12 protein-coding genes are annotated in these 16,286 nt (G+C 26.9%); all 12 read right to left on the bottom strand.

What is annotated here, in order from left to right; all coding sequences use genetic code 11:
- Positions 1-48 precede the first annotated feature (48 nt).
- On the bottom strand, positions 49-1,479 hold the full coding sequence (gene glnA / locus ACFIJ5_RS04675) for a type I glutamate--ammonia ligase (protein WP_379804383.1): 1,431 nt from the start codon (positions 1,477-1,479) through the stop codon (positions 49-51).
- A 167-nt stretch (positions 1,480-1,646) separates the two neighbouring features.
- Positions 1,647-2,738 carry a GerAB/ArcD/ProY family transporter gene (locus ACFIJ5_RS04670; protein ID WP_379804382.1) on the bottom strand — a complete coding sequence of 364 codons (1,092 nt, stop codon included), beginning with the start codon at positions 2,736-2,738 and terminating at the stop codon, positions 1,647-1,649.
- Positions 2,739-2,747: 9 nt separating this feature from the next.
- Positions 2,748-2,960, bottom strand: a complete 213-nt coding sequence (locus tag ACFIJ5_RS04665; RefSeq protein ID WP_379804379.1) for a hypothetical protein — start codon at positions 2,958-2,960, stop codon at positions 2,748-2,750.
- Positions 2,961-2,962: 2 nt separating this feature from the next.
- On the bottom strand, positions 2,963-4,114 hold the full coding sequence (locus ACFIJ5_RS04660) for a Ger(x)C family spore germination protein (RefSeq protein ID WP_379804377.1): 1,152 nt from the start codon (positions 4,112-4,114) through the stop codon (positions 2,963-2,965).
- Positions 4,111-5,649, bottom strand: a complete 1,539-nt coding sequence (locus ACFIJ5_RS04655) for a spore germination protein (RefSeq protein ID WP_379804374.1) — start codon at positions 5,647-5,649, stop codon at positions 4,111-4,113. Before ACFIJ5_RS04655 ends, ACFIJ5_RS04660 begins: the two co-directional genes overlap by 4 nt.
- A 308-nt stretch (positions 5,650-5,957) precedes the next feature.
- The gene (locus tag ACFIJ5_RS04650; RefSeq protein WP_379804371.1) at positions 5,958-6,971 is read right to left on the bottom strand and encodes an alpha-hydroxy-acid oxidizing protein; all 1,014 of its coding nucleotides are present in this window, start codon (positions 6,969-6,971) and stop codon (positions 5,958-5,960) included.
- A gap of 61 nt (positions 6,972-7,032) precedes the next feature.
- The gene (locus tag ACFIJ5_RS04645) at positions 7,033-7,497 is read right to left on the bottom strand and encodes a 2-thiouracil desulfurase family protein (protein WP_379804368.1); all 465 of its coding nucleotides are present in this window, start codon (positions 7,495-7,497) and stop codon (positions 7,033-7,035) included.
- A gap of 456 nt (positions 7,498-7,953) precedes the next feature.
- Complete coding sequence (locus ACFIJ5_RS04640) at positions 7,954-10,320, bottom strand: endonuclease MutS2 (RefSeq protein ID WP_379804366.1); 2,367 nt, start codon at positions 10,318-10,320, stop codon at positions 7,954-7,956.
- A gap of 26 nt (positions 10,321-10,346) precedes the next feature.
- Complete coding sequence (locus ACFIJ5_RS04635; RefSeq protein WP_379804363.1) at positions 10,347-12,722, bottom strand: DUF3656 domain-containing U32 family peptidase; 2,376 nt, start codon at positions 12,720-12,722, stop codon at positions 10,347-10,349.
- A 331-nt stretch (positions 12,723-13,053) separates the two neighbouring features.
- A complete protein-coding gene (locus tag ACFIJ5_RS04630; RefSeq protein ID WP_379804360.1) occupies positions 13,054-14,052 on the bottom strand; it encodes a glycosyltransferase family 4 protein in 999 nt (332 codons plus the stop codon).
- A 177-nt stretch (positions 14,053-14,229) separates the two neighbouring features.
- Positions 14,230-14,502 carry a DUF3343 domain-containing protein gene (locus tag ACFIJ5_RS04625; RefSeq protein WP_379804358.1) on the bottom strand — a complete coding sequence of 91 codons (273 nt, stop codon included), beginning with the start codon at positions 14,500-14,502 and terminating at the stop codon, positions 14,230-14,232.
- Between the two features lie 50 nt (positions 14,503-14,552).
- Entirely contained in the window at positions 14,553-16,145 is a 1,593-nt protein-coding gene (locus ACFIJ5_RS04620; RefSeq protein ID WP_379804355.1) for a hypothetical protein, read from the bottom strand.
- Positions 16,146-16,286: the final 141 nt, after the last annotated feature.

Here is a 16,286-nt window from a genome sequence, read left to right as displayed (position 1 = left end):
AACTAGGATACAAGAATGGATAGGTCAATTATTTTAAGTCTAATTTATTTAAAGGTCATAATATAATGCAAACTCTGCTGGACATGGTACTGGTATTATTTTCTTGACATCGTTTTCAAATTTGTAATTTATCCAATTATTTATGAAGTGCTCATCAAATACTTCACCTTTTAATAAGAACTCATGATCTTTTCTCAATTCTTCTAAAGCCTCATCTAATGATTTTGGAAGAGATTCAATTTTTTCTTGTTCTTCTTTTGGAAGATTAAATACATTTACATCATATGGACCATATCCTTCTTTAGTTGGATCAATTTTATTTTCAATACCATCTATTCCAGCCATCAACAGTGCTGAATATGCTAAATAAGGATTTGCTGTTGCATCTGATGGTCTAAATTCAAATCTTCTCTTAGATGGATCTTTTACATATCCAGGTATTCTTATAACTGAGCTTCTATTTCCAGTAGCAAAACAAATAGAAACTGGAGCTTCAAAACCTGGTACTAATCTCTTATATGAATTTGTTGATGGATTTGTAAAACCAAGTAGTGCTTTTGAGTGTTTTAATATACCTCCAATAAAATACAATGCCTCTTTACTTAGATTTGAATATCCATCTTTACTGTAGAACATATTTTTACCATCTTTTCTTAATAGCATATGAACATGCATTCCACTACCTGCCTCACCATACAATGGTTTAGGCATAAAAGTAGCAGTTTTTCCATGACGTACTGCCTCATTTTTAGTTACATATTTAGCCATCATAGTTGCATCAGCCATCTTATTCAATTCACCAAGTTCTACTTCAATTTCAAGTTGGCCTGCAGCTCCAACCTCATGATGATGGTATTTAACATCTACTCCCATTTCTTGAAGTCTTAAAGTCATTGCACTTCTTAAATCATTATTTAAATCATATGGCAAACCTAAATGATAAGCTTTTTGAAATGGTGCTTTGTATCCAAAATTTTCATCTTTGTCATTACTATTCCAAGGTGCTTGTCTAGAATTTATAAATACTTCTTGATGATGATGTTGTACTTCGAAATTTACATGATCAAATATATAAAATTCAAATTCAGGTCCTATTATGTATTCATCAGCAATATTTTTATCTTTCATATACTTAACTGCTTTTTCTGTTATATATCTAGGGTCACCACTAAACCTTCCTGCATTTTTCCCTATAGTATATATGTTAGCTATCATGCTTAATGTTGGAATCTTACAATAGGGATCTACAAAGGATGTACTCATATCTGGAATAAAACACATATCTGAATTTTCTATAGTTGAATACCCGTAACTTGACCCATCAAAACCTATTCCATCTGTAAATGTTTTTTCTGTTAATCTTTCAGCTGGTATTGCTAAATGGTTCCATCTTCCTGGTAAAGTCAATACCTTAAAATCTATCATTTTGATATCGTTTTCTTTTATGAATGTTTTAATTTCTTGAAAGTTTTTAAACATATTATCCCCCCACAGCAATAAGATTTTTTATTTTTTTTATTTTCTTAATATTATAAGAATTCCCTTAATTTTAGTATAATGCTTGAATTTTTTTTGTCAATTTAATCTGCTAAAGCAAAATAACATTCAATATAAAAATACTTATTCTATTTGTTTTATTATTAAGGTTATTGCTTTACAACATCCTTTTTCTTTTTTATCAACGCAAAAATTAATATAATAAAAGGTAATACTACCTCAAAAAAGACTCCAACATAAGGCCAAATTTTAATATCAAATTCCATAGCCTCCATTAAATTATTATATAAAATCAATGATAAATTTATTACTAATAATACCGTGGGTGTTACAATAAATCTGTAATCTTTACAATTGAAAAGTTTTTGAATCCCTTTACATGATGTTAACATACAAAAACATGCTTCTATAAATTCTGTAACTACAAAAGTAGATGCCACAATTATTTCTATCCTTCCAAATACCCCTGCAACTTCTAATCTTCTAACTGTTTCATAGGCTGGAAAATAAGACTTACTATTTATATTTGTTCCTAAAACCATTATGTTTACTATATTAGCTACCAATGTAATACTTCCAGCTATTACTATACCTTTTAAAAATATATTATAAAGATTTTTAGTTTTTTTTACACAATTAATAAATCCTGTAAATAAAAACAACTCTCCAAAAGGGAAAGATATAAGTGCCATAGTTTCTTTAATAATTGGACTAAATCCATTATAAAGAACTGGTTTTAAATTATTAATATTCATTTGAGGTATTAACATTATCCACGTTATTATTGCTAAAAAAACAATAGAAAACAAAACAACTTTTGTCCATCTTGCCATAACTTCAATACCACCCTTGAGCATCCATATACATAAAAAACCTACTAAAATTAATGGTATAATTTTAGGAGTACCAAAAGCTCCCACAATTTTGATGAAATCAGTAAAATCACTAATAATCAATGTTGCTATGTATATGCCCAAACCTATATACAATACTGAAAAAATTTTTCCTATAAATTTACCAAAGATTATTTCAAAAATATCAAATATATTTTTATTTGGAAAAATATTCAGTATTTTACAATACATAAACGCTAATGGTATTGATACTGTAGTAGCTAATATTATTGCAATCCAACCATCTTGTTTTGCACCAGCAGCCATACTAAAAATTAAAGAAACTCCCATACAAAATATTATTATCATATACATAGCATGATTATCAGAAATAATCTCTTTATTCATATTTGCCTCCTAAAATAATCTCTTAATACTAATTACTATTTCCTGTAGCATCATGGATGGACTAACTATTTTAATATCTAAACTTGTTAATATACTTATAAAACAACAAATTGCAATTGATGCAAAATATATTGAAAGTTCTTTCTTTTGTTTATTTTTGTATAAAGGAACTACATCTATGCCAGCAATTAGACTATACAATATTATAATAATTATAAACATAGTTACTCTCCTATTTGAATCTGCTTATTAAATAAACCACTGCCTTTAATATTTACATTTACAGTAATATCTGTATCTAGATTTGGAAATATTTTATCCCATTGTGTATGAATCTTTTTCCATTCATTGGGTTGTTCCTGTTTTATTATTTCACCGAATCCAAAAATATCACTTTTATATTGTTTTTGAACTTTTTTAATCAATTTATCTATGTTACATGTAATCATTTTTTCTGCATCTTCTTTAATTTTACCTCTTCCTTTTTCTTGTAAATAATCTGGTTTACTTCCTTGTATCTCTGATAAAACCACATCTAAATCTACATCAATTTTCATTGCTAATCTTCCATCTTTGATAATAGGATTTATTTTTCTGTTTACAGATAAAATCTCAAGACTAATATTCATTCCATTCTCTTCTTTTATCGCTATTATATTTTTTAATTTTTTATTTTTTAACATAGATAAATATATACTCTCATCTTCGTTTAAATATCCAACTATTCTATCTTTTTTAAATACACTTGTACCTTCAACTTTAGATACTTTCTTTCCATTATCAAAACTTGCCTTAACATTTGGTAAAATTGGAGAAATACCTTCTTTTGAAAGTTCCTCAATAAATTGATATAATTTCATATCAACATACTTCCCAATCTCACTTTGACTTCTAAATACTTTATCTAACTTATAACTTATTATTCTTTCCTCTTCTTGTACTGACTTAAATATTTCTCCTGCAGTATCCATACTAGATACTGCTATCCATGTATCTACTCTAACATCTACATCTCTTTCAGCTAAATCAATAACTGGAATTATCCCTTGTTCCGCAATTTTCTTACTTATAATAATAACTTTTGCATGTGAAACTTCTACCATCTTGCCTATTTCATTTAATGAATTTCTAAATGCCTCATGTATTGTTTTACCTTTGCTTTCAACAATTCTTGATCTCAATGTTTTTTGATCATAGGAAGGTTCTAATATTTCCATTGTCATTATATATTTATTAGTATTTTCTTCTTTGTCTATAGCTATACCTGCAATAAAGTCTAAATCATTTATTTCAGCATAATCCCAACATCCACACATATTTATAGGAATTAACATTATTAACATGCTTATTAAAATTTTCTTTAATATTTTTGTCATTTCCTATTCCTTCTTTTTTCATTATTTATACGCCTACTATCTTTTGAAATAAACTTAGTACGATGTTCTAACAAATTCCATGGATACCTAATAGCTGTATCTTTTATATCTTTTGCATTTATAGAATTTATCTTTAACATGTAAGGCACACCAAAACTTCTTAGGGATACTAGATGAATCAACACCCCCATTACAGCAAAAATATATCCATATAACCCCAAAAAAGATGCCATAATTAAAAAAATTCCTCTAATTACAATTAAAGTTGTTTGCATTTGTGGTAATATAAAACTACATATTCCCGTTATTGCAGTAACTATTACCATTGGTGCACTTACAAATCTAGCATTTACTGCAGCTTGCCCTAATACCAAAGCTCCAACTATACTTACTGCTGATCCTATATGTTTTGGCAATCTAACTCCGGCTTCTCGTATTATTTCAAATGTAACAAGCATACCAAAACTTTCAATTACAGTTGGAAAAGGTACACCTTCACGTGCTAAATAAATACTCATAGCTAATTTAGTAGGAAGCATCTCTCTATGGAAAGTGGTTATTGCTACAAAAATAGCCGGAGTACTTGTTGTTAAAAAAAATGCAATAAACCTTAACAATCTATTAAAAGACCCATATATAAAATGAGTATAATAATCTTCATTAACTTGAAAATTCTCTATAAATATATAGGGAAGTGTTAATGCATATGAACAGCCGTCACTAAAAACTGCTATTCTTCCCTCTAACAATTTTGATGAAACAACATCTGGTCTTTCAGTCTTACCTACACTTCTAAAAGGAGATATTACGGAATCTTCTATAAATTCATCTATTGTTTCAGTGCAAAAAACACCATCTATGTCAATTTTATCTAGTCTTTTCTCCAATTCATTAAGTATTTTATTATTTACAATTCCCTCCACATAAACTATTGCAACTCTTGTTCTTGATCGCGTTCCAATTTTTCTAAACTTAAATTTTAGATCCTGATTATTTATCCTTCGTCTTATCAAAGATAAATTTACATTTATAGATTCTGTAAAACCCTCTCTTGGACCTATAACTACACTTTCAGATTGAGGTTCAGTTATACTTCTAGTTTTCCATCCCTTTGTATTTATGATTAATCCTTTATCTTCTCCATCAATTAAAAGAAGTGTATCACCATATAATATTCCACTTACAATTTCATCTAAATTTTCTGTTTTTATTACATCATTAACAGCAATAACTTCTTCATCAATATATTCTATTATATTTTCTAAATTATCATTTATATTACACTTTAAAATTGGAGAAATAACATTCTCATTTATTATAGTATTATTTACCATGCCATCTACAAATATTGCACAAAATTTTATATTATTATTCTTAAACTTTCTATAAATAATGCTATCATCATTATTAAATACACTTTTTTTAAATAAATTTATATTATCTGAAAGTGATTCTTGAAGACTATATTTTTCTAATTCATTTTTTAATTCATGAGTAGTTTTATTTAAATTTTCTTCTTTTAAACCATTTGACATAAAATCACTTCCTTTTCTACAAACAACTAATTTTATATATCATAAGACTTGAAAACAAAATTGATTTATTATATTTTTTGCAAAATACAATATTCTATTCACTATTTGAACTTTATCTTTGTTCATATACAAAAACTTAGTATATAAAAACAAATACATCTATATTGCATAAAAAATATAGCTAATCAATGTCTTATACCTTGGGATAAGTACTCCTTACCCCTATAGATTTAAAACATTAACTAGCTATTTGTATAAAATTGAATATTTTTTATTTAATTTCACTTTAATATTTTTATTTTAAAATATTAATATATTATTCTATCATTAATGTCTTCGATACATTTACAACCCGTTAAAACCATAGCTGATTTTAATTCTGCTTTAATCTTTTCCACATACAATTTTACACCTTCTCTTTTTCCTCCAAAAGAAGCTGTAACAAAAGGTCTTCCTATAAGCACTGCATCTGCACCTAATGCTATCATCTTTAAAACATCTACTCCACTTCTAACACCGCCATCTGCAAATATAGTTACTTTTCCTTTTACCTTTTGTGCTATTTCTGGAAGTACATCTGCAACTCCAGGAGTTTGGTCTAAAACTCTTCCTCCATGATTTGACACAACTATAGCATCCACTCCTGCCTCAACAGCAAGCATTGCTTCATCTGGAGTCATTACTCCTTTTAATATAAAAGGCAAGTTAGTGCTTTTTACTATTTCTCTAATTTCATCCACGGTTTTAGGCATAACAGGTTTACCATGTAATGCCAGTGTAATAAGTCCACAAGCATCAATATCCATACCTACTGCAAAAACCCCTGCTTTCTCTGCCATTTTTATTTTTTCTATTACATTACTATTTTCCCATGGTTTGATTATAGCAATTCCTTCTCCATTAGCTTTCTTTACTTGTTCAAGATTAGTAATTAAAAATGAGTCAACCGCTGTATCTCCAACCATAGCATAAATACCTGCATCTACGCATCCATTTATCACCCATGATATGTATTCTTCTTCACTAAATTTTCCACCCATATTTAAAGTAGTCCCAGAAACTGGTGCAGCAAACACAGGTATATCTAATTTTTTACCAAAAATCTCCGTAGATATATCTGGATTTTTTGCATCATGAATTACTCTCATATTTAACTTATACGCTGATAAAGCTTCAATGTTGATTTTGAATGCATCTCCAGTACCTTTTCCTCCCATACCAGGTACTTCACCAGAACATACTGCTCCATTACAGACTTTACATACTCTACAACTTTCATTTAAATTTTTACGAGCATTTTTTAAAACTTCATCATATTTCATTATAAACACCCCTTTTATATTGTTCTCAACTTTTTCAATACAAAATCGCTTGCCGCAGCGGCTATTTTTCACCTGCGAAAGTTGAAATTTGTTCCTCTGTATAAACCTTGATTCCATTTCTTATGAAAAGCTCAGCAGTTACGCCATTTCCTTCTACTTTGTTTCCACTAAAAGTTCCATCATAAATTTTACCACACCCACAAGATGGACTTTTAGCTTTCAATATTGCAATTTTTGCATTTATATTTTTAGCTACTCTTAAAGCTTCATAGGCACCTTTAACAAATTTTTCTGTTGAATCTCCTCCTTGAGGATTTATAACCCTTGCCTTCCCATCTAAAACTTCTGCACCACTTCCACCTTTTATTTCATGAGGTATTCTTGGCGTTTCAAGCCCTCCCATCTGTTCTGCACAAACAGGAACCACTTTACCTTCTTTTAAAAGTTCCAAAACTTTTTCATTCAAGTTATTTCCGCCATTATACTTACAGTTTATTCCACACAAACAAGCACTTACTATAATCATATACTCTCACTCCGGTTCTTCGAAAATAATTCAACTATTTAAATTATTAGCAGCAACTTTGATTTCATTTTAATGAATAATTAGTACTTTTTACTCTAAAAATTTAACAAATAATTTGCTAAACTTATTGCCTGTGGTAAATATCTGTATAGTGTATAGGATATCATTAGAACTTGTTACTGAAGTGACATGATTCCTAACACTATATAGATATTCACTTTACAGAATATGTATTTTGCCAGTAAATAAAAAGTTATAAGAACAGTAATCTTTGAACGACATTTACATGCTCTTAGCCTTACGAATTTGAAAAAAGTTATTTTTAAATTACTAATTCCTTTGGAATATTAATTTAAAAATCTTTTTTCAATATGAGTAAGGCTTAGAGCACGTTATGGAAGTGAAGGATTACTGTTCTTATACACCTTTTTATTTACTGGCTCCATAGTCAAAGCATTACTTAAGCTCTGCAACAGTTACTCCGCTTCCGCCTTCTCCAAAATTACCCAGTCTATAATTTTTAACATGTGTATGTTTTTTTAACATATCAGTTATTGCACTTCTTAACACTCCTGTACCCTTTCCATGAATTATAGTAACTTGACTATGTCCAGCTACATACGCATCATCTAAATATTTATCCACAGTAAATACTGCTTCTATAGAATCCATTCCTCTTAGATCAACTGAATTAGGTACAGAAGCCAATCTTAATTTTGCTTCTCTCTTCTTCTTTGCTTTAGCAACTTTCTTGTCTTGTTTATTTCCTTCAACTTTCCTTAAATCCTTTATCTTAACACTTACCTTCATTATACCTGCTTGAACTTGAACTTCACCTTTATTATCTGGTTTAGATAAAACTATAACTTTTTGATTTAATGATGGAACATAAACTTCTTGACCTTCTTCTACAGTTTGAATTTTTTGTCCCTCATCTGAAGTATCATCTATTTTTTCTTCTACAGAATCAATTTTATTTTTTAATTTTTTTCTTTCCTCTTCTAATTTCTGTCTTACATCTGTAGAATATCCTTTTCTCTCTAATTCTCTAATATTTTTTAATATTTCATCCGACTCTTCTTTTGCTTCTTTAATAAATCTCTTTGCATCTCTTTGAGCTTCAATTAAAACTTTATCTCTAGACTTTTCTAATCTATATAACTTCTCTTCATACTTTTGTTTTAATTTTCCTGCATCCAATTTTAATGTTTCTGACTCTCTAGCATATCTTTCAGCCTTTATACTCTTTTCTTGCAAACTTTGAATTAAATCCTCAAATTCAAGTGTATCTTTTGCTATACTTTCCTTTGATCTACTTATTATATACTCCGGCAGTCCTAATCTTTTAGATATTTCAAAAGCATTTGACTTTCCTGGTATTCCAATAAGAAGTTTATATGTAGGACTCAATGTTTCAACATCAAACTCCACTGAAGCATTTTCTACATCATTTGTTTTCAATGCATATCCTTTAAGTTCACTATAATGCGTAGTTGCTGCTATTTTTGACTTTCTATTTCTTAACTCCTCCAATATAGCTACCGCTAATGCTGCACCTTCTGTTGGATCAGTTCCTGCTCCAAGTTCATCAAATAATACCAATGAATTTTCATCTGCTTTTTCAATTATATCAACAATATTAGTCATATGAGATGAAAAAGTAGATAAACTTTGTTCTATACTTTGTTCATCACCTATATCTGCAAAAACTTCATTAAAGAATCCAATAGTAGATCTTTCTTTTGCTGGTATCATAAGTCCACTTAATCCCATAAGTTCTAAAAGTCCAACTGTTTTTAAAGTTACTGTTTTACCACCAGTATTAGGTCCTGTTATAACTAAAGATGTAAATTCTCTTCCTAAATATATATCATTTGGTATAACAACATCAGGATTAATTAAAGGATGTCTTCCCTGTATTATATCAACTACTCCTTCTTCACTAACCATTGGACATATACAATTATACTCACTGGCAAATTTAGCTTTTGCAAATATAAAATCCAATTCCCATATAATATTTGCATTATTTTTTACTGCTGTAATTGATTCATAAATTTTTGAAGATAATTTAGCTAATATTTTCTCTATTTCTGCTTTTTCTTTAAGTGTTAACTCTTTTATTTCATTGTTTAAATTTACAAGTCCCATTGGTTCAATAAATAATGTAGCACCTGAAGAACTCTGATCATGTACAAGTCCAGGAACTTGACCTTTATGTTCCGCCTTTACTGGAAGAACATATCTGTCACCTCGTATAGTATACAAATGTTCCTGTAAATAGCTAGAATATGACCTAACCATTGAATTAACTTTATTTTTTATAGAACCATTTTTATCTTTTAAGGATCTCCTAATAGAAGATAATTTTGAACTAGCTCTATCAGATATTTCTTCTTCTCCAATTATTGCATTAAAAATTTCATCTTCTATATTTTTAAGAGGTAAAATTCCAATGCATATATCCTCCATAACTTTATAACTTTCCTCTTCATCTTTGTGCTCTATGTATTTTTTAAATCTTCTAGCACATCTTAACATTTGAGCAATTTTTAAAAGTTGCCCAGGCATAAGTACAGAACCTTTTTGTGCCATGCTTATACCATCTCTTACATCATAAATTCCTTCAAAAGGAGGTGTACCTTTTTTTATAAGAAGTGTAAATGCTTCTTTAGTTTCTTGTAGATGTTCTTTAACCTCATATATATTAGTATAAGGTCTCAATTCATCTATAAGATGCTTAGCTGCTCCTGTATTTGTAAACATTTTAACCTTTTCTTTAATTTTATCATACTCTAAAACTCTCAATGACTTCTCATTCATATTTATCGCCCCTTACTCTCTTGCTTTTATTCTACTCCTCTTTTAAAATGTCCTCTTGTATATTGAGAAAAACCATACTTCCATGACTTCTCATTATAAGCTTTCAATATTTTTAAAGTTTCTTCATAATCTTCATCAATAAAATCTAATCTAAAAGACTTAATATTCAAATCTATTAATTCTTTAATATAAACAATTAAATTTGTACTTACATTATTATAAATATAACTTCTACAAAATTTATCAGTAATTATAGGAAACTCTGTTCCTATTCTATCTTTAAGAACAAATTTTCCTCTTAAACATGCACCACTACATTTATTTTTTAAACTTTTTCCCCCACTAATACTTCCAACTACACAATACTCACTTATCATAAGCTCAGTTTTTCCATATAAAACAACTTGACATGGTAGTTTAATTTTATTTAGAATTTGTTTTATCTCTTTTCTATTTAATTCTACACTTAAAGAGCATAAATCTACATCATCCTTATAAAACTCCATTCCAAAACTATTAAAAATATTCATTTTATAATCTGATATTATTAAAACTTTTTGTTTAAATCTATTAATAATTCCTAAATTACCTGTAACTATACCTTTTATCTTATGTAAATTATCTTCAATAGTTTTACAAACACATTCAAATTCTTCCTTTATTACATTAGGAACTTTTAAAAATACTTTTTCATCTATATTTTCTAAGCTAATTGAACTATTTTTAATAAAAATATTTACAGCTATATCTTCAAATTCTAATTTTTTTGCTGCTTTAAATTGTTCTATACTATTTACACAAACTAATGTATTAGGAACATATTTATTATCTATTACCTCTTCTTTATCTCTGTTATATATTTTATTTAACATGTTATTAATATTTAATTCACGTTTTGATTCATTACATATATGTGTATTAATTTTTTTAATTAATTCCCTTCTCAATGCATTAATACATGACACAGGCATAAATCCTTCTTCAAAAGAAGAAAATTCTATAGTATTAAATTCAAATGGTGTATCTTTTGTTTTCTTCAAATTTTCTATTAATTTTTCTTTTGATATAGGTTTCTTTAATGCCTTTTGAACATTTTCTCCTAAAGCTTTTATTTCCACTCCATTATATATTACTGATATTTCCATTGGCTTTTCAATTTTAAATTTAACTTTTAAATTTAAATTTATTCTTCTCATATAAGGATTCTTATAATATTTACTTAACTTATCTAATAAATCACTATCAGAAGTTTTGTATAGCACATCTCCTCTTTTATATTTTAAAGGTTTAATTTTAACCTTTTCCCCCTTAAAAGCTCTATTTACTTCCTTATTATCTTTTATTATTTTAGAAACAGAAAAACCATTTTCATTACATCTTATACCGTCATTTATATTAATATCCTGCTCTAAACTTACCAAAAGATCTTTTGACACTTTACCTAACTTTACACCTGTATTTTTAGGAAAATTATATGCCATCATATCTCTTCCAGTATTTCCAAACATATATGCCTTTGAAAATCCTTCTCTATTAAAAAGTTGACTAAGTATATTTATATCTTTTTTTATGTGTGACACATTTAAATGTCCTTTTTCATATATAGTATCTATAGCCTTTCTATAAATACTAATTACACCTGCCACATACTCTGGTCTCTTCATTCTTCCCTCAATTTTCAAAGAAGATGTTCCACTTTTTATAATATCTTCTAAACATTCTAATGTACATATATCTTTAGGGCTTAGTAAATATCCTTTTTTGCTTTCACTATTATCTTTATTAATAAGAGTATATGGTAATCTACAAGGTTGAGCACATCTTCCTCTATTACCACTTCTTCCTCCTATCATACTACTCATAAGACATTGTCCTGAATAACATACACACAGAGCACCATGAATAAAAACTTCGGTTTCTATATCTAAATCTTTTGAAATATATTTTATCTCATCTAAAGCTAATTCTCTTGATAGTACAATTCTTCTCAATCCTAAATTAGTTAAATATTTTGCTCCCTCACCATTATGTACTGTCATTTGTGTAGAAGCATGAAGTTCAAAATCTGGGAAATATCTTCTTATTAAATATATTATTCCTACATCTTGAACTATTAAAGCATCTACTCCTATTTTATATAAAAAACCAACATATTCCAACACATCATTTATTTCATTTTCTTTTATTAATGTATTTACAGTTATATATATCTTTACACCATAAGCATGACAATAGTTTACTGCTAATTTCATATTTTCTTCATCAAAATTATAAGCATATGCTCTTGCAGAAAATTTACTTCCGCCTAAATATATTGCATCTGCCCCTGCCTGTACTGCTGCATATAGACTTTCCATACTACCTGCTGGTGCTAATAATTCTACTTTTTTTACTGTATTCATGTACATCTCTCCTAGAAAATAGTCTACTTATGTTATTATACAATAAATGATTTTTTATTACTACCGAAGCTTGAAGGACCTTTAGTTACAATTAAAAATTAATAATTAAAAATGAATAATGAATGTTGATTTTTGCTTTAGCAAAAATCTTAAATTATATGTTAGTTATTTTGCCCTAAGGCAAAATTTCCTTAATTATTAATTATTCATTATTAACTATTAATTATCTTTAAAGTAAAAGGTTTCTAAACAAGATATCATTTCCCGCAGCGACTGTTTTTACCTGTGAAAGTTGAATAACTCAACTTCTCCATAATAAAAAAGGTTTGAACTACAAACCTTTTTTTAAAACTTGCTCATAATTTTTATAAATTTTATTTATACTTGTATTTATATTATAATTTTCTTCAATGTATTTTTTTAATATAGAATTTTTCTTTCTACTAAAACTATTTTTTACAGCATTCAAAATACTTTTTTCATCATAAGGATCACAATAAACTGCCATATCCTTAAAATACTCTTTGCAGCATCCTTCTTGTGTAGATACTATATTACATCCACAAGCTCCTGCTTCTAATGAAGACATTCCTGGTTTTTCAACAAAACTAACAAGTGCATGAACTTTTGCAAACCTATAAGCATTATATATATTATAACTGTTCATAAAACCTAAATATACTACGTTATTATACTTCATACACATTTCAAAATATTCTCCGTTAATAACCTTACCAATTAATAAGAGTTGTATACCGAGAATATTACATGCTTTAGCTAAAGCTAATTGATTTTTCTTAGGAGATATTCTTCCCACACACACTACATAATTATTAAGTTTATACCTTTCTCTAAAATTATACAGAGGTATACAATCATCCTCCACTTCTATTCCATTGTATATAACCTTAATTGGTGTAGAAACATCAAATTCCATCTTTAAAATATTTTTTTCTAGTTCACTATTTGCAATAATTAAATTGCACCCCTTTAATATTTCTTTTCTATATAAGTTAGACCTTTCCCAAAGTTTAATTTTTTCTAAATCTCCTCTATATTTATAATACCTCTTAACATCCCAATATATTGGAGATATTATTATGTTTTTTCTACATTTATGAGCTGTCTTATAATATTTATAAGTTTCTCCTACTCTTGTCAAATCAAACAAATGAATAATATCATAATGTGAAAAATCTGAAATTTCTCCTCTATTTATAATTACTTCTGCACCTATTTTTTTTAAATATTCATATGTTTTTATAACCTGTTTTGAATCTCCTTCAAAATTTCTTAAATAATCTTCTCTTGTACATAGTAATACTTTCATATCAAAAAAATCCCCCTAATGTAACTGTTTTTTTATATTAATATGCACAGAGATATTAAATATGTTACTGTATTAATTTTGTTCTTATTTATTTTTCACTAATATAAAAAAATTTCCGAAGTTACCTTCGGAAATTTATCCTTATTTAAACTTTATACTTTTAAATAAATACTTTTTTCAATATTTTTTAATCAATTCATAAGATTTTCTACCAGTTCTTTTTCTCTTAGAAACTTTAAAAAATCTTTTCATTTTTATTTTATTTGCCTTTGCAATATTTTCAATCTCTCCTATTTTACTTTCATCATACACCTTAATAGATTTTGAACATCCTAATGATATTCTACATGGAGTAGATATAATTTCTACTTTCATTCCTATATCTTTCAATTTTTTATATAAGGCTACCGCATGATTAGTAGAACGAAATACTAAAATAAATTCCTCCATTAAAATACTTCACCTCTATTGTTACGTATATTTAAAATTAGAAGGTTTCTTTATTTAAAAAATTTTTGAAAAATATTTTTATTTTTTTCATATTTAACTTTTTCATTTAATTTTTCTGTTAGACTTTTAATTTGTTCCTCATATCTTTTTCTCTCTAACTTTAATCCTTCTTCAAGATTTAAAGATATACTTTTATGTTTATCTTTCTCCTTCCCTAACTGTTCTTCCAATTTATTAATATTTTCTTTCAATTTACTAGTATTTACTTCATATTCATATTTTACAGCAGTATATTTACTACTTAAATTTTTTTTATCTTCTTCTAAAGTTTCAATTTTCTTATTCAATTCTTCTATCTTTCTTTCATCAAAACTCACTTTTTCTTTTAACTCTTTCAAATTACTTTTTAAATTATTATTTTCATTTTCAAGTTCACTCTTCATTTTAGTGAAATCATTAATATTGTTTTTAACTAATACTTCTTTGTTTATACTTTTTTCCATGTTTTTACTCATCTTTTTTATATACTTTTCCTTACCTTTAAGTTTACATCTTAAATTTTCCATTTTACCTTGTAGATCTTCAGTTACTATTTTAGATTTTTCAATTTCAACTTTCAATCTACGAATCGTATCTTCATTATCATTATATGTTTCTTTATTATATAATGTGTTTGGAATAAGAACTTGAATATTATCATTTTTTGTAAGTACTAACTTATTTGATATAATTTTATTATTTGAAATATAGTTACATATATCTATTTTTTCTCTATTTATATTTTCCATTAGTTTTTTACATTTAAAAATATTATCTTCTAAATTATCACAAATAATGTTATTATTTTCTATCCACATTATAACTTTCACTTTATCTTTTATAAATATAAAAGGATTTATTATTTCATTAACAGTTTCATATTCTTTTTTATTTGAAATTTTAAGCATATTATCAATCTCAACATATAATATTTTATATATGCTTTTACTTTTGCCTAATAATACTATTTCAATTTTTCCATCATATTGTATGATATCATAATTCAATATACCTTTGCCTATTTTAAATAACTCAACTTCTTTTTCCCATTTTTCTTTTTTATATTGGCATAATCTTAAACTACAGTATTTTTTCATGTTTTGAATATAAAACAAATATAAATTTTCCTCACCACTTGAATATATTTTATAATTTTTTTCTAACATATTATCATTACTTAAACTGCATACATTCTTAATATTCACATCATTTCCATCCCATTTATAATGAGAAATAATATTTTTCTCATTTAGATTCTTACCATATAATTCAAAAAATAAATTAATATTTTTGTTTAGTTTAAGATTTATGTTTTTCATATTGTAAGCTTTTCTATCAAAAGTATATAATTTATTTACCCTTAGCTCCTTATCCAAACATTCACAAAATTTTAGTGAATTATTGTCCATAAATAAAACACACATGTTTCCCTTTAAATTAATATCAACTGCAAACTCTTTAACTTCTACCCCTATTTCCTTTTCAATGCATAGTTCTTTATTATCAACATCTCTGATACTATATATTAATTTACCATTTTGTCTTAACATAATGTCATATAAGTAACTATTTTTTTTATGAATAATGTTTTCTCCTAATTTCATATTATCACCACTTATAATTATTTATAAAAATATATTAATACTTAAGCAAAAATATTCTAAAAATTTTTATATTTTTACTCACCACTTATTACTCCTAACATAATATATAGTATAAGTAAACTATATATTTAGGAGGTAATG

Origin of the sequence: Haloimpatiens myeolchijeotgali, from assembly GCF_042688525.2 — a bacterium.
Lineage (GTDB): Bacteria > Bacillota > Clostridia > Clostridiales > Clostridiaceae > Haloimpatiens.
Note: the sequence above shows the minus strand (reverse complement) of the source record. Positions and strands in the feature narration are given on the sequence as shown.

Coding starts and splice junctions, on each gene's coding strand:
- glnA (WP_379804383.1), bottom strand. CDS start 1,479: ATGTTTAAAAACTTTCAAGAAATTAAAACATTCATAAAAGAAAACGAT.
- ACFIJ5_RS04670 (WP_379804382.1), bottom strand. CDS start 2,738: ATGAATAAAGAGATTATTTCTGATAATCATGCTATGTATATGATAATA.
- ACFIJ5_RS04665 (WP_379804379.1), bottom strand. CDS start 2,960: ATGTTTATAATTATTATAATATTGTATAGTCTAATTGCTGGCATAGAT.
- ACFIJ5_RS04660 (WP_379804377.1), bottom strand. CDS start 4,114: ATGACAAAAATATTAAAGAAAATTTTAATAAGCATGTTAATAATGTTA.
- ACFIJ5_RS04655 (WP_379804374.1), bottom strand. CDS start 5,649: ATGTCAAATGGTTTAAAAGAAGAAAATTTAAATAAAACTACTCATGAA.
- ACFIJ5_RS04650 (WP_379804371.1), bottom strand. CDS start 6,971: ATGAAATATGATGAAGTTTTAAAAAATGCTCGTAAAAATTTAAATGAA.
- ACFIJ5_RS04645 (WP_379804368.1), bottom strand. CDS start 7,497: ATGATTATAGTAAGTGCTTGTTTGTGTGGAATAAACTGTAAGTATAAT.
- ACFIJ5_RS04640 (WP_379804366.1), bottom strand. CDS start 10,320: ATGAATGAGAAGTCATTGAGAGTTTTAGAGTATGATAAAATTAAAGAA.
- ACFIJ5_RS04635 (WP_379804363.1), bottom strand. CDS start 12,722: ATGAATACAGTAAAAAAAGTAGAATTATTAGCACCAGCAGGTAGTATG.
- ACFIJ5_RS04630 (WP_379804360.1), bottom strand. CDS start 14,052: ATGAAAGTATTACTATGTACAAGAGAAGATTATTTAAGAAATTTTGAA.
- ACFIJ5_RS04625 (WP_379804358.1), bottom strand. CDS start 14,502: ATGGAGGAATTTATTTTAGTATTTCGTTCTACTAATCATGCGGTAGCC.
- ACFIJ5_RS04620 (WP_379804355.1), bottom strand. CDS start 16,145: ATGAAATTAGGAGAAAACATTATTCATAAAAAAAATAGTTACTTATAT.